This is a genomic window from Hwanghaeella sp. (genome assembly GCF_965227365.1).
In the GTDB taxonomy this organism is placed as follows: domain Bacteria; phylum Pseudomonadota; class Alphaproteobacteria; order UBA8366; family Aestuariispiraceae; genus Hwanghaeella.
The window spans coordinates 556,703-576,495 of record NZ_OZ245754.1; the positions used below are offsets into that span (position 1 = coordinate 556,703).

Here is a 19,793-nt window from a genome sequence, read left to right on the forward strand (position 1 = left end):
AGATGAAGCGCGTTAGAAGATTTCTGAAAAGGTTCAGCCGGTCGCGCGGCGGGATCACCAGCGTTGAATTCGCCCTGACTGCCCCGATCCTGGCCATGCTGTTCACGTCGCTGGCGGAAACGGGCGTCTATCTATTGCTGCATGTGAAGCTGCAGCACGCGGCGGTATCGGTGGCCGATCTTATCACCCGGGATGAAAATGTGAACGAGTCCACCGTCGCCGATCTTTTCGAGGCGGTGCCGCAGATCCTCAGTCCTTTCAGCATCGGTGCCGACGGTGTCGTCGTCGTCAGTGCCGTCGGGCGCGTCGGCAGTAACCCGACCCGGGTGCTCTGGCAAAGACGCGGCGCGGGCCCCCTGGTACGCGACAGCGATATCGGGGCGGAAGGCGCCACGGTTCCGGACCCGGAAGGGATTCCGGTCCGACCGGACGAGACGGTGGTGGTGGCAGAATTGTTCTACAATTACGAACCGATCGTATTGCCGATTTTCGGGCCGCGGGAAATCGTGAAGCATGCCTTCTATCGCCCGCGCCTCGGCGCCTTGCAGGAAATCGACCCCGACCCGCCGTAAAAGGCCGGTGCGGCGCGGTACGCCCGGTGGCAAACAAGCGCTTGAAAATCGGCATCCAATCCCCGACCCTACGGCAAAATTCCGTCTGCCACACGCAGGGCCAGTAATTCAAACGGGGGGTCCCATGTCGCTGTCATCCTATTTCACACCGTCGCCCGGCGGCGATACGGCCTTCACCGTGGAAGCGCCGAAGATCAAGTTCGGTCTGGGCTCGCTGAAGGAAGTGGGGCTGGACGCCAAGGGGCTGGGCATGGCCCGGGCGGCGCTTTTCGTCGACCCCAAGATCAACGGAACGGAACCCTTCACGCAGGTGACCGAAAGCCTCAAATCAGCCGGGTTGGATTTTACGATCTATGACGCGATCGAGGTCGAGCCGACCGACACTTCCTTCAAGGCGGCGACCGAATTTGCGAAGCAGGGCGGGTTCGACGGGTATATTTCGCTCGGCGGCGGGTCGACGATGGATACCTGCAAGGCTGCGAACCTCTATGCGACCTATCCCGACGATTTCCTGGCCTATGTCAACGCGCCGGTTGGTCAGGCGAAACAGCCGCCGGGACCGCTGAAACCCCATATCGCCTGCCCGACAACCTTCGGGACGGCGTCTGAATGCACGGGCATCGCGATTTTCGATTTCGTTGAGATGGAGCTGAAGACCGGGATCGCCAGCGCGCGGTTGCGACCGGCGCTTGGCGTGCTCGACCCGAATGTCCTCAAGACCCTGCCGCCGATGGTGGTGGCGGCGAACGGGTTCGACGTCTTCTCCCACGCGTTCGAAAGCCTGACGGCGCGCCCCTATACGCACCGGGAGGCACCGGCGGATCCCTCCAAGCGGCCGCTCAGCCAGGGGGCGAACCCCTATAGCGATCTTGCCTGCCTGCAGGCGATCAAACTGGTGGGCGGCAATCTGGTCCAGGCGGTGAACGACCCGACAGACGAAAACTACGAGGCGCTGATGTTCGCCGGCATGCTGGCGGGCATTGGTTTCGGCAATGCGGGCTGCCATCTGCCGCACGGCATGTCCTATGCGGTGGCGGGGCTGGTGCGCGATTACACGGCGAAGGGATGGCCATCGAACCACCCGCTGGTGCCGCACGGCATTTCCGTCATCGTCAACGCGCCGGCCGTTTTCCGTTTCACCGGCGATGCCTGCCCGGAACGCCACCTGCAGGGGGCGGAAGCCATGGGTGCGGATATCTCACAGGCCAAACCGGAAGCGGCGGGCAGTCTGCTCGCCGACCGGATCATCGACATGATGAAGGCGACCGGCATCCCCAACGGCCTCAACGGCGTCGGCTATTCCGAGGAAGACCTGGACAAGCTGGTCGACAAGGCCTGGCCGCAACAACGTCTGCTGGTCAACGCGCCCAAGAAGGTCAGCAAGGAAGACCTGCGCGGCATTTTCGTCGATGCGATGCGGTATTGGTGACTCAAGCCATGACCGGCGCTTCGCCTGCGAAGGTCGTGCGATAAAGCAGGCGGCGGTGGCCGTCATAGTCGTTGACCGCGAAATGCATGGTGGCGCGGTTGTCCCAGATGACGAGATCGCCGGGGCGCCAGCGGTGGCGGCATTGGAATTCCGGCCGGGTCATATGGGCATAGAGCCGGGCCAGGATGGGGGCGCTTTCCTCCTCGCTCATCCCCTCCAGACGTGTCGTATAGGTCGGATTCACGAAGAGCGCCGCCTTGCCGCTGATCGGATGGCGGCGCACGGCCGGCAGGGCGCGTTCCCTGTCCGCCTCCGGGTCGCCCCGGGTCATCTTCACCGACTTGCTGGTTGCGACTTTCGGGCGGTGCTTCACGCCATAGGGTTTTCCGGTCTGTATGGCGTTGCGGCCGTCGACGACGGCGCGCAGGTCGTCAGGCAGGGTTTCCCAGGCCGTCACACCGTCCGCCCAGAGCGTATCGCCGCCGACCGGCGGCAGATCCACCGCCTGCAGCAGCGAACCGCCCGGCGGTTTCTCCAGATAGGAAAAGTCGGAATGCCAATTGCCGCCGAAGACGTGGATGTTGCGTTCCTCGGCCTCTTTCAGCACCGCGATCACGTCCGGGTCTTTCGGCAACGGCGCGACATAGGGAAGGCGCATCAGGGGGCCGAAAACCTCGGTCGCGCGTTTCAGGGCCGGAATGTCCAGGTTCTGTTCCGGCAGCACCAGCACCAGTCGATCGGCGAGGCGCTGGCGCAGATCCTCCGCAAGCGCCGGGGAGATCGGCTGTTTCAAATCGAGTCCCGTCAAACACGAGCCGAGCCGCGGCGTGATCGGTTCCTGAACAAGCCCTGTCATCGCGAAATCCTTACCAGGGCAATGGCCCATCGCCGTAGAGTTTGTAGATTGCGGTGACGTCTTCATCCGCGTGGCCGCGGGCGGTCATCATGCGGTGAAGCTGCGCCGCGGTCGCCGTCATCGGCATCGGCGTCCGCGTCGATTGGGCCAGCGAGAGGACGGCGTCGAGATCCTTCTCGATCGTGCTGATTGCGCCGCCCGGCGGGAACTGGCCTTCCAGCATAACGTTGAACCATTCCTGCAGCAGGCGCGAATCCGCGCGCCCGCCCTGAAGGGCGGCGGGGATCCGTTCCGCTTCGATCCCGGCATTGGTGGCCAGTTTCGCGGCCTCGGCCAATACCGCCAGCAGATTGCCGACGAAAGTCTGATTGATCAGCTTGGTCGCCTGGCCGGCGCCGCTTGGGCCCATCAAGGTGAGGCGACCGGCCAGATTGTCCTCGATCACGCCGCGCACTTTTTCGAAGTCCTGATCCGATCCGCCGGCCATGATGACCAGCGTGCCGGTCTCCGCACTGGGCGGGCCGCCGGAAACCGGAGCATCGATCATGCCCGTGCCATGGTCGGCCTGCAGAAGATGCGCGATCCGGCGGCTGGTTTCCGGGTCGGCGGTTGAGAAATCGACCAGCATCTTGCCGTCGGACAGGCCGTCGATCATCCGGCCCTCACCGAACAGAAGGTCCTCCAGCGCGGCGGTGTTGAAGACGCAGGTGAAGATGATGTCGCAATCGCGGGCAAGCGCGGCAGGGCTGTCCGCCACGCTGGCGCCGGCCTCGACGAAGGCGGGCAGTCGGTCCTTGTTTCGGGCCCAGACGGTCAGCGGCAGCCCCTGTTTCAACAATCTGTGCGCCATGGCCCCGCCCATATGGCCGAGCCCGATGAATCCCATTCGTTTTGCGGTCATTTGGAGGCCTCCCTGCTGTCACCCAATGGCTTCTTCGTTAAACCCTAGCGTCTACGGTGCGGCCGAAAAAGGAAAGGGCGGCTGCGCTGCCGCAACCGCCCTTCCGGGAAACGCACTGATGAAAGCGCGATGCTTACATCATGCCGCCCATGCCGCCCATGTCGGGCATCGCCGGCATGGCGGGCTTGTCTTCCGGCTTGTCCGCGACCATCGCTTCGGTCGTGATCAAGAGACCGGCGACGGAAGCCGCATCCTGCAGCGCGGAGCGGACAACCTTGACCGGATCGATGATGCCGGCCTTGACCAGGTCGGTGTAGACACCGTTCTGAGCGTCGAAGCCGAAGTCCACGTCCTTGCTTTCCAGCAGCTTGCCGGCAACGACGGCACCGTCGGTACCCGCGTTTTCGGCGATCTGACGGACCGGCGCTTCCAGCGCGCGGCGGATGATGGAGATACCGACATTCTGGTCGGCGTTGGCGCCTTCCAGCTTGGCCAGCGCCTTGACCGCACCGATCAGGGCGGAACCGCCGCCGGCGACGATGCCTTCTTCGACAGCAGCGCGCGTGGCGTGCATGGCGTCGTCAACGCGGTCCTTGCGTTCCTTCACTTCAACCTCGGTCGCACCGCCGACGCGGATCACCGCAACACCGCCGGCGAGCTTCGCCAGACGTTCCTGCAGCTTTTCGCGGTCGTAATCGGAAGAGGTGGCTTCGACCTGACTGCGGATCTGTTCGCAGCGGGCTTCGATGTCCTTCTTCTTGCCGGCGCCGTCGACGATGGTGGTCTCATCCTTGGTGATATCGACCTTCTTGGCCGTACCCAGCATGTCCATCGTGACGTTTTCGAGCTTGATGCCCAGGTCTTCGCTGATGACCTGACCGTTGGTCAGGATCGCGATGTCTTCCAGCATGGCCTTGCGGCGATCGCCGAAGCCCGGGGCCTTGACGGCGGCCAGCTTCAGACCGCCACGCAGCTTGTTGACGACCAGGGTCGCCAGGGCTTCGCCTTCGACGTCTTCCGCGATGATCAGCAGCGGACGACTGGACTGCACGACCTGTTCCAGGATCGGCAGCATGGCCTGCAGGTTGCTGAGCTTCTTCTCGTGTATCAGGATGTACGGGTTTTCCAGTTCCACCTTCATCTTTTCACTGTTCGTGACGAAGTAGGGGGAGAGGTAACCGCGGTCGAACTGCATGCCTTCGACGACTTCCAGTTCGGTGTGCAGGGATTTGGCTTCCTCGACGGTGATGACACCTTCGTTGCCGACCTTCTGCATGGCTTCGGCGATCATTTCGCCGACTTCCTTGTCGCCGTTGGCGGAAATCGTGCCGACCTGAGCGACTTCTTCGGAGGTCTTGATCTTCTTCGCACGCTTGCCGAGGTCCTTTACGACGGCTTCGACCGCCAGGTCGATACCGCGCTTCAGGTCCATCGGGTTCATGCCGGCCGCAACCGCCTTGGCGCCTTCGCGAACGATCGCCTGGGCCAGGACCGTCGCGGTCGTGGTGCCGTCACCGGCGATGTCGTTGGTCTTGGACGCGACTTCGCGGACCATCTGGGCGCCCATGTTCTCGAACTTGTCCTTCAGTTCGATTTCCTTGGCGACGCTGACACCGTCCTTCGTGATGCGCGGGGCGCCGAAGGACTTGTCGATCACGACGTTGCGGCCTTTCGGGCCCAGGGTGACTTTCACTGCGTTCGCCAGGATGTCGACGCCTCTCAGCATCTTCGTGCGGGCGTCGGCCGAAAACTTTACGTCTTTAGCAGCCATTTCTGCTCTCTCCTCAAAAAATACGATTCTCTAAGTGATGGGCTGTGTTGCGGCCCATAGGCGAAATTGGGCGGCGCTTAGGCGGCCTTCTTCGCCTTCGCCGTCACTTCGAGAATGCCCATGATGTCGGACTCTTTCATGATCAGCAGGTCTTCACCGTCGATCTTCACTTCGGTGCCGGACCATTTGCCGAACAGAACGATGTCGCCGGCCTGAACGTCGAGCGGGGTCACGTCGCCCTTCTCGTTCCGGCTACCGGAACCGACGGCGACGACTTCACCCTGCATGGGCTTTTCCTTTGCGGTGTCGGGAATGATGATTCCACCCGCCGTCTTCTCGTCCTCAGTGGTGCGACGAACCAGAACACGATCGTGCAAAGGTCTGAATTTCATTGAAATCCTCCTCAGTGAGACACTCATTGGTCTGTAAAATAGGAACTCGAGCTGCTGTTGGCACTCTCTTACGACGAGTGCCAATAACACTCGGTGCTGGATTTAGGTAAAGCGTGAAGCTTGTTCAAGAGGAAAAAACGGCGTCGCACGACGAAAAATGCGGGCCTTGCCCCGGTTTGGCCGAAACGGCCGATTTGAAGCGGTCCAACCGGCGCAGCAGCTTGACCTGCAAGGGGGGCGGACCTCACATAAGGGGCGTGACTGCGAGGGACAAGATCAAATTGCTTCAGGTTTCGATTCCAGACGACGACGATGCGCTCGACCTGTATTCCGAAAAGCTGATCGAGCTGTGTGCGGATGTTTCCGCGCCAAGGCGGCTGGATCATCCTGACGGGTCGGCGCATCTGCGCAGCCGGTTATGCGGCAGCACCGTGACCATTGACGTCAAATTGGATGAAGACAGCCGGGTCGCCGATCTCGGCTTCGATGTGAAAGCCTGTTCGCTCGGCTCTGCCGCGACGGCCATCCTCGCCCGGCACGCCGTCGGGGCGTCGGCGGAGGCGTTGACCCAGGTCCGCGATGCGGTTCGGTCGATGCTCTCCGGCGCGGAAACCATCGACCTGCCCGACGGGTGGGACGAAATCGCCGTCCTCGCCCCGGCCCGTGATGTCCGGGCGCGTCATTCGGCCATCATGATCGTCTTCGATGCGGCGACGAAGGCTGCGGCGGAAGCGAAAGTCTATCGTGCTGCTAATCCCACGAGGGATTGACCCACCGGTTCCGTCAAGCTCTTTGATTAAGATCTGAGGTTGTTAGTTTCCGAGTAACTTTACGCATCGTCTAGAGGAAGAAATCGAGCGCTTTCTCTTAAGAACTTTTCGAGACGACCTGCGCGGCATTCTGAATAGAATTGGCAACCTTAGCATAGTCATCGATTGAACCTTCTCGATTTCCTTCCAGGAATCCCGTGCTCGCTTGCCCAAAAATAGTCTGCGATGTTTGGAGAATTACAGCGTCGCGGACATCGTTTGAGTTGGTAGCCTCAATAAACGCTTCGAAAGAACGAAGTGCATCAGCCTTGTGCTGATTTAGAGTTTTTTGATGCATTGCAACGCGGTACTGTCTTGCGCTCCACCACACTGCAGATACAAGCAGGATCGTTATTAGAAGGCGTGAGGAGAAGTATTGAACAAGGGGGCCTACACCTTCCAACTGAGGAATGCTCTTTACCAAGCCGAGATAAGCCCAAGCGCCCGTACCCACCAAGAGTGCTGAGGCCACAAACAACCATGCTTTTGCACCCGTGCCCCAGTTATCAGCAGCCTCGCTAAACGAATGTGTATAAGGTGCGATCGCTTTTTCCGCGGCAATTTTTCGAGCCTGATTTAAGGCCTGCTCTGTTTCAAGTCGCGCCCCTGCTGCATCGTCGTTTACTTGTTTGATAATTTTTTGTGACATTGCTGCAGCTTCGCTGAGAATGTTTTCTGATCTTGCCTGAGCATCCACGAGGACTTTATTAGCTTTTTTCAGGGTTTCTTGGAGGTCGTGGATCCTCGCATCTTCATGTTTCTTAAGGTTCTTTTCTTGGTTCTCCCTTGCCCGAAGATTTGTTTCCAAATCCGCTAGCCGCCGCTCAAGATCTTCTGTGTAGTGGTCTTTGAGACCTTCAAAGGAGTGCAGGAAAGGTAACCATGCAGCTGTTGGTTCGGATAGCTGGTCCTTGTATGCCCGTATCTGTACTCCTATCTGCTGCCGTTTTTTCTCCGCGTTTTGTTCAATTGAAAAATGTTGTATTGCATCTAATGCATTGCCGAAGCTTTCGATTTGACCTTTCACGAGGTTGAGGATTTTGTCGGGGACGATTGAGACATCGGAATGCAGCCACAGCTGTATGAACTTGCGTGTCTCGAGAATGTCTTTTTCACAATCTTTGAAGTTTATAGCGCCCCAGTCAGGATTGCTAACCATCTGCTCAACTTCAAAACTCAGTACTCTTTTGCACTCTGCGTGAAGCGCTGAAATTTGGTTTTGTGTGGCCATGATATTGCACCAATTGCATTCAAGAACGACTCACCGCTTTGAAGGGGGGGCGTGCACAAGAAATAGTAGTTGAAAGTGTGGCTTTTGCTAGAGCGTAACGCAAGGCTTCCAACAAAGCAGTGAGTGATCCCCAGAAATTTTTCGGTCAATCAGCTGAAATCAGGAAACAATGTATTTTGAAGTGACTGAATGTAGTTCTCAAATACGAAACGCAGCAAGGATGCTCCCTGCAACATAGTGTCCGACGTGCACGCTATTACGTTGAACGAGTTTGTCTGGGAGGGTTGCATTGCCTCTGGCCTTTTGAGGAAAGCAATGCATCGCTGGCCAAGCACCAAGCGAGTGAGGTTGATGCATACCAAGGACGCCTATTCGGGGGTTGGCCGGAGCGGTATCACTTGTTCCCGCGCCTCGTCCCTTTCACTTTTGTCAACCAAGCGGCTTTCCGCCAACTCACCGGCCTGTTCCAGAATTGGATAGGCGACCGATGTCAGGTGGCTGTTGATCCGTTTCAGATCCCGCAACACGTCGAGGTGAAGGGAACTGGAGGCGATGCTCTCCGGCCGCCCCTCGCTGATGCGGGCGAAATGGTTGTCGGTATAGCGTTTCTCGACATGACGGATCTCGGCCTTTTCACGGATCAATTGCCGGGCGAGATTCAGATCTCCGGACATGAAAACCGACATGGCCAAGTCGAGGTTGGCAATGATGCGTTGATGAAACTCGGCGATCTCTCGCGCCCCGTCGTTTGAGAACATCGTCTGGCCTTTGATCTTCTTTGCGGCCAGTTCCATCAGGTTCTTGTCGATGATATCGCCGATATGTTCCAGATTGGTCGTGAAACTGAGGATCTCGACGCAGCGCTTGCTTTCCGGACGGTCCATTTCCTGCTGGGAAAGACTCGTCAGGTACAGCTTGATCGCTTCGTGCAACCGGTCGATCAGGTCATCGGACCGCTCGACATGTTTCCGCAACGTGTCGTCATTGCTGTTGATGACTTTAAGCGTCGAGGCCAGCATTTCCCGTACCTCATCGCCCATGCGCAAAGTTTCCCTGGCCGCGCAGCTCAACGCGACGGCCGGGGATTCCAGTGCGCCGGAATCCAGGTATTTCGGGGATTGCAGATCGTCGGTATCTTCCCGTTCCGGCACCAGGCGCCGCACCAGCCGTTCGACAAGCGACAGAAGCGGCAGGAAGGCCACCGCGAGGGCCAGATTGAACAGCAGATGGAAATTGGCGACCGCGCGGACGTGATCACCGCCCAGCATCGCCACATAGGGCATGGCATAGGGGATCAACGGCAAGGCAACAAGTACGCCTGACGCCCTCATGACAAGGTTGCCGGTGGTTACGCGGCGGCTGGCAGCGGGGCTATTCAAAGTCATTGCAACGGCGGTGATCGCGCCGCCGAGATTGGCGCCCAGAACCATGACGAACGCGGCTTGCGTGCTGATGACCTGCGAGGCGGCGAAAGAGGCGATCAAAAGGACGATCGCGACGCTCGAATGCGAAAACCAGGTCAGGGCGGCGACGATGAGGATCGCCAGCAGCGGCTCGTTGCTCAGCGGTTGCAGCAGGAGTGAGACAGTCTCGGTCTCCCGCAGCGGCGCGGACGAAATGACGATTTGCTTCAACGCAAGGAGGACGAGGCCGAAGCCGAGGGCTATCCGACCCAGATTCCGGTGCCGCGCTTTCTCGCTCGCCAGGAAGGTGAACACGCCGAGCGCCAGGAAAAGAGGAGAGATCCACTTGATGTCGAAGGACAGTAGTTGAACGACGATCGTGGTGCCGACATCCGCGCCAAGCACAATGGCGAGGGCCGCGACGCCGACGATAAGTCCCTGGCCGGCAAAGGAGGAGACGATCATGGCGGTGGCGGTGGAGCTTTGAACCGCCGCCGCCGCGGCCAGGCCGGTCAGGAAGCCGGTAAGCCGATTTCTTGCCGACAATGCCAGAACGCGGCGCAACTCAGCCCCGAAGGACCGCGTAACGCCCGTCCGCATCATGCGGATTCCCCATAGAAGCAGCGCAACGCTGCCGACAATATTGATAACCGTTTCCATTAAAGACACCGAGTAAAGGTCAAGCAATCGCAACGATAGACCCGACTCGCCATTTTGTCATTGTTTCGTAATAAAACTGTAACAATTTTGTTGGGATTCAACCGTTGCGGAAGCAAACCGTGTGAACTTGATCGAGAGAAATGCGTGAACGGCGTCAAAAACGCCGCAATTTTCTCAGGATATTGATGTCTGGTGGGAATTGGAGCGGGTGAAGGGAATCGAACCCTCGTATGCAGCTTGGGAAAATGGTAAAATTGCCGCAATCTATTGAAATAATTGTATAATATACTGCATAATTCGTTACATAGCTGATGTTTTCTTACATAGCTATTGCAGCTTCGAGGTCTGCATACGTGGATTTGATTCCCGGAACCTCGCCTCTCAGCTATCGCTCAACTTGTTTCAACCCAAGCGGTAGACTGCGGCAATTTCCTTTCTCCAACACCTCTTGAACCACGTCATGTGAGGTTTTACCTGCTGACGGATCTCCTCGCTGCTCATGACGTCGGCGGCTTTGTAGGCATACTTAAGGAAGTTGCGTCCCTTGCCAACATGAGTATATCGCCTGAGAGCTTCCCGTTTGTATATTTTTGAAGACGGCACCTTCTTCATCTTGGCTGCCACTATCTTAGCGTGGATGCCTCGTCGCATCTTACGGCAGTATGCACCGATAGATGATGGCCGTATTAGAATGGTGCGCCCGTCGAAAATGAACCCGAGGTACTGGATGGGTTTTGGCGAGGCAAGTAAACCGCCAGCAAAGTCAGCGTGTTCCATTTTTTCGACGGACATAGCCAACCCAAAATCCGCTAGCATCTTTTCAACGACTGCAACCACATGGTGAGCTTTTGCGCCGAGAGGCAAGACAACGGCAATGTCGTCGGAATAACGGCGATAAGATCCGCCTTGCCGGTTCCACATTGCAATCATCTCGCGATCGAAAGAGCGAAGATAGATATTGGCATACAGTCCGGAAACCGGTGTTCCTTGGGGAATACCGAATGGATGGTCATGTACTCTGACCAGGCCGTCCTTGCGCCCTCTTACATGCTGAACAAAGTCTTTCGGTGAACAGATACGTCCGTGCCCGCGACGCTTCTTTCCGAGGACTTTGTCTAAGTCGTCGGTTTCTACCCACGAGTATCGAGTGACGTTCTTCCAGACTGTCGCGTGGTGGCCATCAAGTCGTTCGACGTCCAGCAGCCCTGCGATCTCATCTCGTAACTGCATATGGTCGAGGCAATCGAAGAAGCCGGAGATGTCCATTGTGATGACTGTACAATCACCGCGTCGTTTGATCTCGTCGAATAGTGACTTGGCGTGGTGAATGTTGGTCCCACCGCCTTTTCGGTAGGCTAGGACAGATCCTGTCGTGCCGTCTCTAGTGAGGGCTTGTTCGTAGAAACGGTTCAGATGTTCCGCGTATGCTTGGAGGTAAGCTGCATCCGCGTGGCCTGCGAAGCGAATGGGTCGTTCTTTTTCTTTGGGAACTCTGATGCCTTGGCTGTTCCGAACAAATTTGCGAACCGTATCCGTGAAGCCGAGAAGGGGAAGGAACCGATGAGGTTCTGTCTGTTCTGAAAAGTCTATAGTGATTTCCCGGTTCTCATCAGAGAGGGGCAAATCGAAATGCTTGTATTGCCGCTCTTTCGAAACAGCTTCCAAAATGAAGTCATCTGTGGACGGATCAAACTCGTCTGCGGTCGGTAGGTAAAGCCCGGGCATAGCGACTCCGTTCGTCAAATGCCCGGGCTATTGGAACCCAACTCCCATCAACGGACGCACAAACGTCCTCCGGTACGGGAAAACCTAGTGTGGTATATTATTACCACGATGTGCCAGGAGAGCTACGACATGATATTGATCACGCCGGCCCTAAGCCCGCGCGCGCGAATTGCGCTTGCGGTCCTTAACACTGGTCATCCGGGTCCTGTGCCCCGGGGCACTACATAGGTAGTAGCGCTCGCGGCCAATGCAAGACGCCAAACGGATTTTTTTCTTGATTTGTTCCTATGAGGGGAATTGGAGCGGGTGAAGGGAATCGAACCCTCGTATGCAGCTTGGGAAGCTGCCGTTCTACCATTGAACTACACCCGCGCCGTGGGCGGCGGAAACCGTCTCGTCCTTCGCTCTATATAGAATTGCGAACCGCTGATCAAACGGGATTGGCGCCGTACCTGCCGGGTACCGGTCTGGTGCCCGATCAGGAGGCCGGTTCGGCCACCGTCGGTTCCACCGTCTGACTGCAGATCGCTTTCAAATCGGCCCATTCACGCTCGCTGAGCGCCATGTTCTCGCCTGTCTTCGGCGCTTTCAGGACGTAATCCATGCGGTCCTTGGTTGCCGGATGTGTCGCGAACAGGGCGGGTTGATCGGCATTGTTGCCGTGTTTCTGGATAAGCGTCGCGAAAAAGCCGCCAAACGCGGTGCTGTCCCAACCTGCCTGCCGCATCAAATCCAGCGCAATTACGTCCGCGCGGTGTTCCATGTCACGCGTATTCGCGGCGATCAGAAGCTTCTGGCTGATCAGGTCGTCCATCTTGCCGCCCACCCTGTCGCCGACCATGAGGCGCAGCATGATGGAGCCGCTGCCGCGTTCCACCAGCGCACGCAGCGGGTCGCGGGAAATCACATGGCCCAGTTCATGGGCGATCACCCCGGCCAAGGCATTGGGGTGGTCGGTCATTTCCACCAGCTTCGAAAAGATCAGAACCCGATCGCCCGGCATCGCCATGGCATTGGCGAAATCGGCCTGTAACACGGTGGCGCGCAGGTTGACGTCTTCCGGAAGGCCTTTGTTCAACCCGTTGAAGATCTTGCCGAGAGCGACCAGTCCCGGCGGATAGGCGCAGATGCGTACGCCGTTCGGCATTTTTCCGGCATCGAACAGCCGACGCAAAAGGCCGGCTTCGGCCTGGCGTCCCAAGGACACCTCGGCCGACCGCGGCAGCCAACGGATCGTCGCCTCCGCGGCAAGGGGCAGGACAACCGCGGTGACGAACGCAATGAAAGCGCCCAGCAGGACGAACCATAATGCCAGTCGTCTGAGGACTTGCGCTTTGGTTCCGGTGGCGGCCGCCGGTCCTGATGTATCCGTTGAGGTCACGACTGCTCCCGATGTTTCCGATCATGCGCATTCATGACCCAGAACCCTAAACCGCCTGTTCCGCCTTCTCGCGATAGGGCATCACCGTGCCGTCGACACGGGACAGGCTTCCTTCTTCGAATTCAAGCCCCATGAAGGTCAGCGGGGCGACCGGACCCGGAAGATCCAGGTTGGCGACCTTCTCTTCCCGAAAACCGAATGGCGCATAATAGCGGCGATCGCCGACGATGAGTACACCCCCGAAACCGGCGGCCCGGGATCCCGCAATGCCGTGGGCGACCAACGCCTTGCCGATCCCTTGTCCGCGCAAGTTCGGCAGCACGGCCAGTGGGCCGAGCATGACTTCCTGCCTGCCGTCCGGCATCAGTACAGGCCAGAAACGGATGGATCCCAGCATGTCGCCGTCATTCGACAAGGCGACATAACAAAGATCGGTGAGGGGGGGAATGCCGTCCCGAAACTGATAGACGGTTCGGGTCTTCCGCGCCGGTCCGAAAGCGGTATCGACGAGGGATTCAATGGCGGCCGCGTGTTCCGCGGCCTCTTCGGATAGAGTGAAATTCATGATTGGAACTCCGGGGGCGGCCTTGGCGCCGCATAACAAAACGCATTGGGAATGAGGTGTCGTTCAGTCCCAAAGGCGGGCACCGCACCGACGCAAGGCATCACGCCCGGCTCCATCGAACCGGGACTCGCCTATCTTCGTCGTCGCAGGCACACCTGCATGCGCATTTCTCCCGTTGTTTCCCCGCCGTCTTTTGCGAGGCACCTTTTGCCAATAGGACAAAATGCTCACGAGGTCAAAACTTGTTGTAAAAAAAATGTGTCCATCAGCGGCGCCGTATTGATCGGCCCTCGGGCTGACAGGCGACCGGCTTACCGGTATCTTCGTGGCTGAAACCGGGGCTTTGCATAGGGATGTAAAGCCGTTTCCACGCTGAATGAGGTGATAGATCATGCGACGCCTTCTGGCCGTCTTCGTTACCCTGTCGATGCTCGTCTTCGGCCAGGCCGCGGCGCAAGACGCCGATGCGCAATGGCAGGCCGTACTGGACAAGGCGCGCGGCCAGGAAGTGTTCTGGAACGCCTGGGGCGGCGGCGATGTCTATAACAACTACATCGACTGGATTGCCGGCCGCGTGGCGGAGGAATACGGCGTTACCCTTCGGCACGTGAAGCTGGGCGATACGGCCGAGGCGGTGCGCAAGGTCCTCGCGGAACGTTCGGCGGGGCGGGCGACGGACGGGTCGGTGGACCTCATTTGGATCAACGGCGAGAACTTCAAGACGATGAAGGACAACGCCCTGCTCTATGGCCCCTTCACCGACAGACTGCCGAACTTCAAACTTGTGGATACGGATGAAAAACCGACCACGGTGCTGGATTTTACCGTTCCGACGGACGGGCTGGAATCGCCCTGGGGCATGGCCAAGCTGGTTTTCGTCCATGACACGGCGGTTCTACCCGATCCGCCGAAATCGATTGCGGCGATCCTGGAGCATGCCAAGGCGCATCCCGGCAGGATCACCTATCCGGCGCCGCCGGACTTCACGGGAACGACTTTCCTGAAACAGGCCCTGTACGAATTGGTCGAGAACCCCGTCGATCTATTGAGTCCGGCGGGTGAGAATTTCGACGCGGTGACCGCGCCGCTTTGGGCCTATCTGGACGAATTGACGCCGTATCTGTGGCGTGAGGGTCGCGATTATCCGAAGACGGGAACCGCGCAACGCCAGTTGCTGAACGATGGCGCGGTCGACCTGACCTACTCGTTCAATATCGGCGAAGCGTCCTCCGCAATCGCGGAAGGTTTGCTGCCGGACACGGCACGGACCTACGTCCTCGACGAAGGGACGATCGGGAATACGCATTTTGTCGCCATTCCGTTCAATGCGGCGCATAAGGATGGCGCCATGGTGGTGGCGAATTTCCTGCTGTCGCCGGAAGCACAGGCCCGCAAGGCGCATCCGGAAATCTGGGGCGAGCAGACGGTATTGTCGATGGGCCGCCTTTCCGATGAGGATCGCTCCCTGTTCGAGGCCTTGCCGCGCGGTGTCGCCACGTTGAGCGATCCCGAACTTGGCAAGACCTTGCCGGAACCGCATTCGAGCTGGATGGTCCTGATCGAAGAAGCTTGGCTGAAGCGGTACGGCAGTTGACCATCGGGACCGGCAGTTCTCCGGCCGGAAGGTCATCCGCGGTGCCTCGGCCGCAGGTTGAAAGGCCGGTTCGGTGAAGCTCTTGTCGGCCGCACCATGGGTCACGTTGGCCGTCTTCCTTATACCCGTTCTGGCTGGTTTGGCTGGGGCCGTCATGCCTGCCTTTGGATACCTGCCCGCGCTTGGGGGGGAAGAGGTGTCCCTCGAGCCGTGGCGGGCTCTGCTGACCTATCCGGGCTTTTCGGGCTCGCTTTGGATGAGCCTTTGGACAGGCTTTGCCGCGACAGTCATATCCTTCGCCATAGCCATCGGTTTTGCCGCAGCATGGCGGGGCACCCGCGTTTTCGGGCTGTTGCAGCGGCTCGTCGCGCCGCTTCTGTCGGTGCCGCATGCCGCCGTGGCCCTCGGCATGTTGTTTTTGTTGGCGCCGAGCGGGTGGGTGCTGCGGATGGGATCGCCCTGGGCCACGGGTTTTACGCGTCCACCGGACTGGGCGACGGCGCCGGATCCTTATGGGTTGGTGTTCGTTTTGGCGCTGGTGGTGAAAGAGACGCCGTTTCTTTTCCTGATGACCGTGGCGGCCCTGAACCAGGTGCGGGAGAGGGAAATCGTGACGACGGCGCGGACACTGGGCTATGGCCCGACGACCGCCTGGTTGAAATGCGTATTTCCCTTGGTTTATCCGCAACTGCGTCTACCCGTTTATGCGGTGCTGGCCTTTTCCCTCTCGGTGATCGACGTGGCCCTGGTCCTGGCGCCCGCGACCAGTCCGCCGCTCGGCGTTCTGATCCTGCGATGGTTCAACGACCCTGACCTGTCCTACCAGTTCGTGGCGGCGGCCGGAGCGGTCGCGCAACTGGTCGTCGTTGCAGGTGGCATAGCAATCTGGCGGCTGGGCGAGTGGTTTGTTGCGGCCTTGGGCCGGCGCTGGGCGTCGGCCGGCGATCGTGACGCCTTCGATCGGCCGGTATCGGTGTTTTCCTTCGCAGGGACAGGCCTTCTTTGGGTGTCTGGCGCCGGCAGTCTGCTGGGTATGGCAATATGGTCGATGGCGCGGCAGTGGCGTTTTCCCGATGCGCTGCCCAGTGAATGGTCTTTGGCGAATTGGATGCGACGAGCCGATACGATGATAGAGCTGGGCGGCACCACGGTGACCGTGGGGCTGGCCAGCGCGGGCATCGCGCTTTTTCTGGCCGTCGCCTGTCTTGAACACGAAAAGCGGGATGGGTTAAGGCCGACGGCCCGGGCCCTTTGGTTGCTGTACACACCCCTGCTGGTCCCGCAGGTCGCATTCCTGTTCGGCGCCCAGGTTCTTCTGGTGGCGGCGGGGATAGACGGCGGTTGGACGGCGTTGATCTGGGCACATCTGCTGTTCGTCCTGCCTTATGTCTTCTTGTCCCTCTCCGACCCGTTTCGATCCTTGGACGAACGTTACCGGACGACGGCCCAATGCTTGGGGCTGCGCCCGGCGGCCGTGTTCTGGCGGGTGACGGCGCCCTTGCTGCTGCGCCCGATCCTCGTCGCTTTCGCTGTCGGCTTCGCGGTCAGCGTCAGCCAGTATTTGCCGACCGTCTTCGCGGGCGGAGGTCGATTGGAAACCTTGACGACGGAAGCAGTCGCGCTTGCCGGCGGCGGGGACCGGCGCTTGATCGGCATGCTGGTTTTCGCACAGTCGATATTGCCGTTTCTGGCCTTTCTGTTTGCCGCCGGCTTACCGGCCTGGGCGTTCCGGAACCGCTTGGGACTTCGGGGGCTCGCATGATGGGGCAAGAACGCACGATCGGAGCCTTGGAAATTGCCGGCCTGACGATACGAATCGCGGACCGTCTGCTGGTCAGTGATCTTTCCGTCTCCATCCCGCCCGGCGCGGTGGTGACCCTTATGGGGCCGAGCGGATCGGGCAAATCGACAATTCTGGCCCATCTTTGCGGCACTCTGGACAGGCAGTTCGACGTTTCCGGCTCCGTCCGGCTGGGCGGGGCGGATTTGACCGCCATGCGGCCGGAAGACCGCAAAGTCGGCATTCTCTTCCAGGAAGCGCTGCTGTTCCCCCATCTCAGCGTGGGTGAAAACCTGGCCTTCGGGCTGCCGGCTGAAATTTCGCGGGATGAACGCCGTCGGCGTGTCGAAGCGGCTTTGAGCGACGCGGAGCTGGACGGCCTTGCTGATAGGGATCCTGCGACGCTTTCCGGCGGGCAGAAGGCGCGTGCCGCCTTGATGCGGACCTTGCTGGCGGAACCCCGCGCATTGCTGCTGGACGAGCCGTTTTCGCGGCTTGATGCTGCATTGCGGGATAAAATCCGTCAATTCGTGTTCGATCATGCGCGCAAGGCGGGGCTTCCGACCCTGCTGGTAACCCATGATATGGCGGATGCGCAGTCGGCCGGGGGGCCGATTATCGATATGGAAGATGCTGGACAAGCCAGCCAGCAATCATAATATCCCCGGATAACGACAAGGAGGATGCGCCGCTAGTTTTTGCGAATGCGCATGGAGCATCTGATGTACGAACAGGAAACCGCTGGAATCAAGGTATCGGTCGAGCCGATCTATCTCGAGGACCAGTCGCAGCCCAGCGAGGACCACTATGTCTGGGCCTATCAGGTGACGATAGAGAACCGCAGCCCGCAGACCGTGCAGCTCCTGAACCGCCATTGGCGGATCACCGATGCGCAAGGTCGTACGGAAGAAGTGCGCGGACCGGGTGTGGTCGGCGAGCAGCCTGTGCTGCGGCCGGGGGAGTCTTTCGAGTATACCAGCGGCACGCCGCTATCGACCCCTTCCGGCATCATGCTGGGCAGTTACGAAATGGAAGCGGAGGACGGTAGTGCGTTCGACGTGGCCATTCCTGCCTTTTCCCTAGACAGTCCGCATCAACCAATCCAGCTGCATTAGCGGCAATTTGGCTGGCACCGGACCGGCGGGAGCCGTATGCGGATGGCGGCATGGCAAATAAACCGCCGATCCGCGGGGGGAGTGAACAATGAGCGTGCCCGTCCCGGCCGAAGGCCGTTAACCGTTGGACTCGGCCGGTGACTGACTTTCGACCGATTTTCTTCGTTCTGGGCGTTCTGCTGTCGACCGTCGCCGTTGCCATGCTCGTGCCCGCCTTCGTGGATTTGGCGGTTAATAACGATGATTGGCAGGTCTTCGCGGTGGCCAGCGCGCTGACCTTCTTTGTCGGCATGATGCTGGTCCTGACCTGCCGCGCCCGGTCCCGGACCCTGTCGGTGCGCCAGGCATTCGTCCTGACGACGTTGGTCTGGGTCGCGCTGCCGGCCTTCGCCGCCATACCTTTCGCCTTCGCCAATCTCGATCTGACCTACACGGATGCGTTCTTCGAATCCATGTCGGGCCTGACCACGACCGGGGCGACTGTGATTCTGGGGCTGGACCACGCGCCGCCGGGCATCCTGCTCTGGCGGTCGTTGCTTCAATGGCTGGGCGGTGTCGGGATCGTCATGATGGCCGTTTCCGTTCTGCCCATGCTGCAGGTCGGTGGTATGCAGCTGTTCCGTATGGAATTTGCCGAACGTATGGAAAAGGCGCTGCCGCGCGCCGCCCAGATCGCCGCCTGGATCGGCGCGATCTATCTTTTCCTGACCGCTCTTTGCGGGGTGCTGTATTTCGTTGCCGGCATGGCCGGGTTCGAGGCGATCAACCACGCCATGACAACGGTCGCGACAGGCGGCTATTCGACGCGTGATTCCTCGATCGGCTTTTATCAAAGCCCCTGGATCGACATCATCGCGACCGTCTTCATGATCGCCGGATCCTTGCCCTTCCTGCTGTATTTCCAGGCGATCCGCGGACAGGTTTCGGATCTGTTCCGGGATTCACAGGTGCGCTGGTTCCTGTCCATCCTGGGGTTCAGCATCCTGGTGATGATCGTCTATCTGTGGCGGGTCGAGGAATGGGAACTGGGGCGGGCGATCCGGCTGGCGATGTTCAACATCACGTCGGTGATGACGGGAACGGGATATGCGACCGACGATTTCGGCCTGTGGGGTGCGTTGGCGATGCCGCTGTTCCTGATGCTGATGTTTGTCGGCGGCTGTGCCGGATCGACGACATGCGGCATCAAGATTTTCCGTTTTCAGGTCCTGATTCAAACCGCGCGGATGCAATTCCGCCGCCTGTTGCAGCCGCATGGCGTCTTCATCGCCTATTACAACGGCAAACCGATCCCCGAGACGGTGGCCGAGTCGGTCATGAGCTTCTTCTTCCTGTTCGTGACGCTGTTTGTATTGCTGGCTTTGGCACTCGGTATGATCGGGCTCGACTTTGTTACGGCGACCAGCGGCGCCGCGACCGCGATCTCCAATGTAGGGCCGGGGCTTGGACCGATCATCGGCCCGGTCGGCAATTTCTCTACGCTGCCCGATGCGGCGAAATGGGTATTGGCCTTCGGCATGTTGATTGGGCGGCTTGAAATCTTCACTGTGCTGATTCTGCTGTCGCCGCGTTTCTGGAAAGTATGACATTTACTGGGGAGTAGTGCCGA

General features: G+C 59.4%; 17 protein-coding genes and 1 tRNA gene. 8 read left to right on the forward strand and 10 right to left on the reverse strand.

The features are described 5' to 3' along the window. Nucleotides 1-2 precede the first annotated feature (2 nt). Both ACQK2G_RS02460 and ACQK2G_RS02465 read left to right on the forward strand, forming a co-directional pair. Nucleotides 3-572, forward strand: a complete 570-nt coding sequence (locus ACQK2G_RS02460) for a TadE/TadG family type IV pilus assembly protein (protein WP_425403431.1) — start codon at nucleotides 3-5, stop codon at nucleotides 570-572. Nucleotides 573-696: 124 nt separating this feature from the next. Beyond that, nucleotides 697-2,001: a hydroxyacid-oxoacid transhydrogenase gene (locus ACQK2G_RS02465; RefSeq protein WP_425403432.1), complete on the forward strand. Its 1,305-nt coding sequence runs from the start codon at nucleotides 697-699 to the stop codon at nucleotides 1,999-2,001. A 1-nt stretch (nucleotide 2,002) separates the two neighbouring features. On the opposite strand, the gene ACQK2G_RS02470 is transcribed toward ACQK2G_RS02465, so the two are convergent. The 4 genes from ACQK2G_RS02470 to groES form a co-directional block, all read right to left on the reverse strand. Continuing rightward, nucleotides 2,003-2,857, reverse strand: coding sequence for a TauD/TfdA dioxygenase family protein (locus ACQK2G_RS02470; protein WP_425403433.1), 855 nt, complete (start codon nucleotides 2,855-2,857; stop codon nucleotides 2,003-2,005). 10 nt (nucleotides 2,858-2,867) lie between these two features. Continuing rightward, nucleotides 2,868-3,758: an NAD(P)-dependent oxidoreductase gene (locus ACQK2G_RS02475; protein WP_425403434.1), complete on the reverse strand. Its 891-nt coding sequence runs from the start codon at nucleotides 3,756-3,758 to the stop codon at nucleotides 2,868-2,870. A 133-nt stretch (nucleotides 3,759-3,891) separates the two neighbouring features. After that, nucleotides 3,892-5,529, reverse strand: coding sequence for a chaperonin GroEL (groL, locus tag ACQK2G_RS02480; protein ID WP_425403435.1), 1,638 nt, complete (start codon nucleotides 5,527-5,529; stop codon nucleotides 3,892-3,894). 77 nt (nucleotides 5,530-5,606) lie between these two features. Continuing rightward, complete coding sequence (gene groES / locus ACQK2G_RS02485) at nucleotides 5,607-5,921, reverse strand: co-chaperone GroES (RefSeq protein WP_425403436.1); 315 nt, start codon at nucleotides 5,919-5,921, stop codon at nucleotides 5,607-5,609. Between the two features lie 281 nt (nucleotides 5,922-6,202). On the opposite strand from groES, the gene ACQK2G_RS02490 reads away from it, so the two are divergent. Continuing rightward, complete coding sequence (locus ACQK2G_RS02490) at nucleotides 6,203-6,691, forward strand: iron-sulfur cluster assembly scaffold protein (protein WP_425403437.1); 489 nt, start codon at nucleotides 6,203-6,205, stop codon at nucleotides 6,689-6,691. A 97-nt stretch (nucleotides 6,692-6,788) separates the two neighbouring features. Here ACQK2G_RS02490 and ACQK2G_RS02495 read toward each other — a convergent pair whose 3' ends face one another. From ACQK2G_RS02495 to ACQK2G_RS02520, 6 genes are all read right to left on the reverse strand, one after another. Then, nucleotides 6,789-7,961 carry a hypothetical protein gene (locus ACQK2G_RS02495; protein WP_425403438.1) on the reverse strand — a complete coding sequence of 391 codons (1,173 nt, stop codon included), beginning with the start codon at nucleotides 7,959-7,961 and terminating at the stop codon, nucleotides 6,789-6,791. A gap of 368 nt (nucleotides 7,962-8,329) precedes the next feature. Continuing rightward, nucleotides 8,330-10,024, reverse strand: coding sequence for a Na/Pi cotransporter family protein (locus ACQK2G_RS02500; protein WP_425403439.1), 1,695 nt, complete (start codon nucleotides 10,022-10,024; stop codon nucleotides 8,330-8,332). 402 nt (nucleotides 10,025-10,426) lie between these two features. Beyond that, nucleotides 10,427-11,749, reverse strand: coding sequence for an antiviral reverse transcriptase Drt2 (gene drt2, locus ACQK2G_RS02505; protein ID WP_425403440.1), 1,323 nt, complete (start codon nucleotides 11,747-11,749; stop codon nucleotides 10,427-10,429). 298 nt (nucleotides 11,750-12,047) lie between these two features. Continuing rightward, nucleotides 12,048-12,121, reverse strand: a tRNA-Gly gene (locus ACQK2G_RS02510). A gap of 106 nt (nucleotides 12,122-12,227) precedes the next feature. After that, on the reverse strand, nucleotides 12,228-13,130 hold the full coding sequence (locus tag ACQK2G_RS02515; protein ID WP_425403441.1) for a M48 family metallopeptidase: 903 nt from the start codon (nucleotides 13,128-13,130) through the stop codon (nucleotides 12,228-12,230). A gap of 46 nt (nucleotides 13,131-13,176) precedes the next feature. Further along, a complete protein-coding gene (locus ACQK2G_RS02520) occupies nucleotides 13,177-13,695 on the reverse strand; it encodes a GNAT family N-acetyltransferase (RefSeq protein WP_425403442.1) in 519 nt (172 codons plus the stop codon). 391 nt (nucleotides 13,696-14,086) lie between these two features. Between ACQK2G_RS02520 and ACQK2G_RS02525 the strand changes: the two genes are divergently transcribed. From ACQK2G_RS02525 to ACQK2G_RS02545, 5 genes are all read left to right on the forward strand, one after another. Next, on the forward strand, nucleotides 14,087-15,289 hold the full coding sequence (locus tag ACQK2G_RS02525; protein ID WP_425403443.1) for an ABC transporter substrate-binding protein: 1,203 nt from the start codon (nucleotides 14,087-14,089) through the stop codon (nucleotides 15,287-15,289). Nucleotides 15,290-15,485: 196 nt separating this feature from the next. After that, nucleotides 15,486-17,051, forward strand: coding sequence for an ABC transporter permease (locus tag ACQK2G_RS02530; RefSeq protein ID WP_425403444.1), 1,566 nt, complete (start codon nucleotides 15,486-15,488; stop codon nucleotides 17,049-17,051). Then, complete coding sequence (locus ACQK2G_RS02535) at nucleotides 17,048-17,728, forward strand: ATP-binding cassette domain-containing protein (RefSeq protein WP_425403445.1); 681 nt, start codon at nucleotides 17,048-17,050, stop codon at nucleotides 17,726-17,728. Before ACQK2G_RS02530 ends, ACQK2G_RS02535 begins: the two co-directional genes overlap by 4 nt. Before the next feature lie 63 nt (nucleotides 17,729-17,791). Next, a complete protein-coding gene (gene apaG / locus ACQK2G_RS02540; protein ID WP_425403446.1) occupies nucleotides 17,792-18,184 on the forward strand; it encodes a Co2+/Mg2+ efflux protein ApaG in 393 nt (130 codons plus the stop codon). A 137-nt stretch (nucleotides 18,185-18,321) separates the two neighbouring features. Beyond that, entirely contained in the window at nucleotides 18,322-19,770 is a 1,449-nt protein-coding gene (locus ACQK2G_RS02545) for a TrkH family potassium uptake protein (protein ID WP_425403447.1), read from the forward strand. Nucleotides 19,771-19,793 lie beyond the last annotated feature (23 nt).

Excerpts from the sequence above, each read along its gene's own strand:
- apaG (WP_425403446.1), top strand. The coding sequence starts at position 17,792 with ATGTACGAACAGGAAACCGCTGGAATCAAGGTATCGGTCGAGCCGATC.
- ACQK2G_RS02525 (WP_425403443.1), top strand. The coding sequence starts at position 14,087 with ATGCGACGCCTTCTGGCCGTCTTCGTTACCCTGTCGATGCTCGTCTTC.
- ACQK2G_RS02465 (WP_425403432.1), top strand. The coding sequence starts at position 697 with ATGTCGCTGTCATCCTATTTCACACCGTCGCCCGGCGGCGATACGGCC.
- groES (WP_425403436.1), bottom strand. The coding sequence starts at position 5,921 with ATGAAATTCAGACCTTTGCACGATCGTGTTCTGGTTCGTCGCACCACT.
- ACQK2G_RS02495 (WP_425403438.1), bottom strand. The coding sequence starts at position 7,961 with ATGGCCACACAAAACCAAATTTCAGCGCTTCACGCAGAGTGCAAAAGA.
- ACQK2G_RS02475 (WP_425403434.1), bottom strand. The coding sequence starts at position 3,758 with ATGACCGCAAAACGAATGGGATTCATCGGGCTCGGCCATATGGGCGGG.
- drt2 (WP_425403440.1), bottom strand. The coding sequence starts at position 11,749 with ATGCCCGGGCTTTACCTACCGACCGCAGACGAGTTTGATCCGTCCACA.
- ACQK2G_RS02535 (WP_425403445.1), top strand. The coding sequence starts at position 17,048 with ATGATGGGGCAAGAACGCACGATCGGAGCCTTGGAAATTGCCGGCCTG.
- ACQK2G_RS02500 (WP_425403439.1), bottom strand. The coding sequence starts at position 10,024 with ATGGAAACGGTTATCAATATTGTCGGCAGCGTTGCGCTGCTTCTATGG.
- ACQK2G_RS02520 (WP_425403442.1), bottom strand. The coding sequence starts at position 13,695 with ATGAATTTCACTCTATCCGAAGAGGCCGCGGAACACGCGGCCGCCATT.
- ACQK2G_RS02470 (WP_425403433.1), bottom strand. The coding sequence starts at position 2,857 with ATGACAGGGCTTGTTCAGGAACCGATCACGCCGCGGCTCGGCTCGTGT.
- groL (WP_425403435.1), bottom strand. The coding sequence starts at position 5,529 with ATGGCTGCTAAAGACGTAAAGTTTTCGGCCGACGCCCGCACGAAGATG.
- ACQK2G_RS02460 (WP_425403431.1), top strand. The coding sequence starts at position 3 with ATGAAGCGCGTTAGAAGATTTCTGAAAAGGTTCAGCCGGTCGCGCGGC.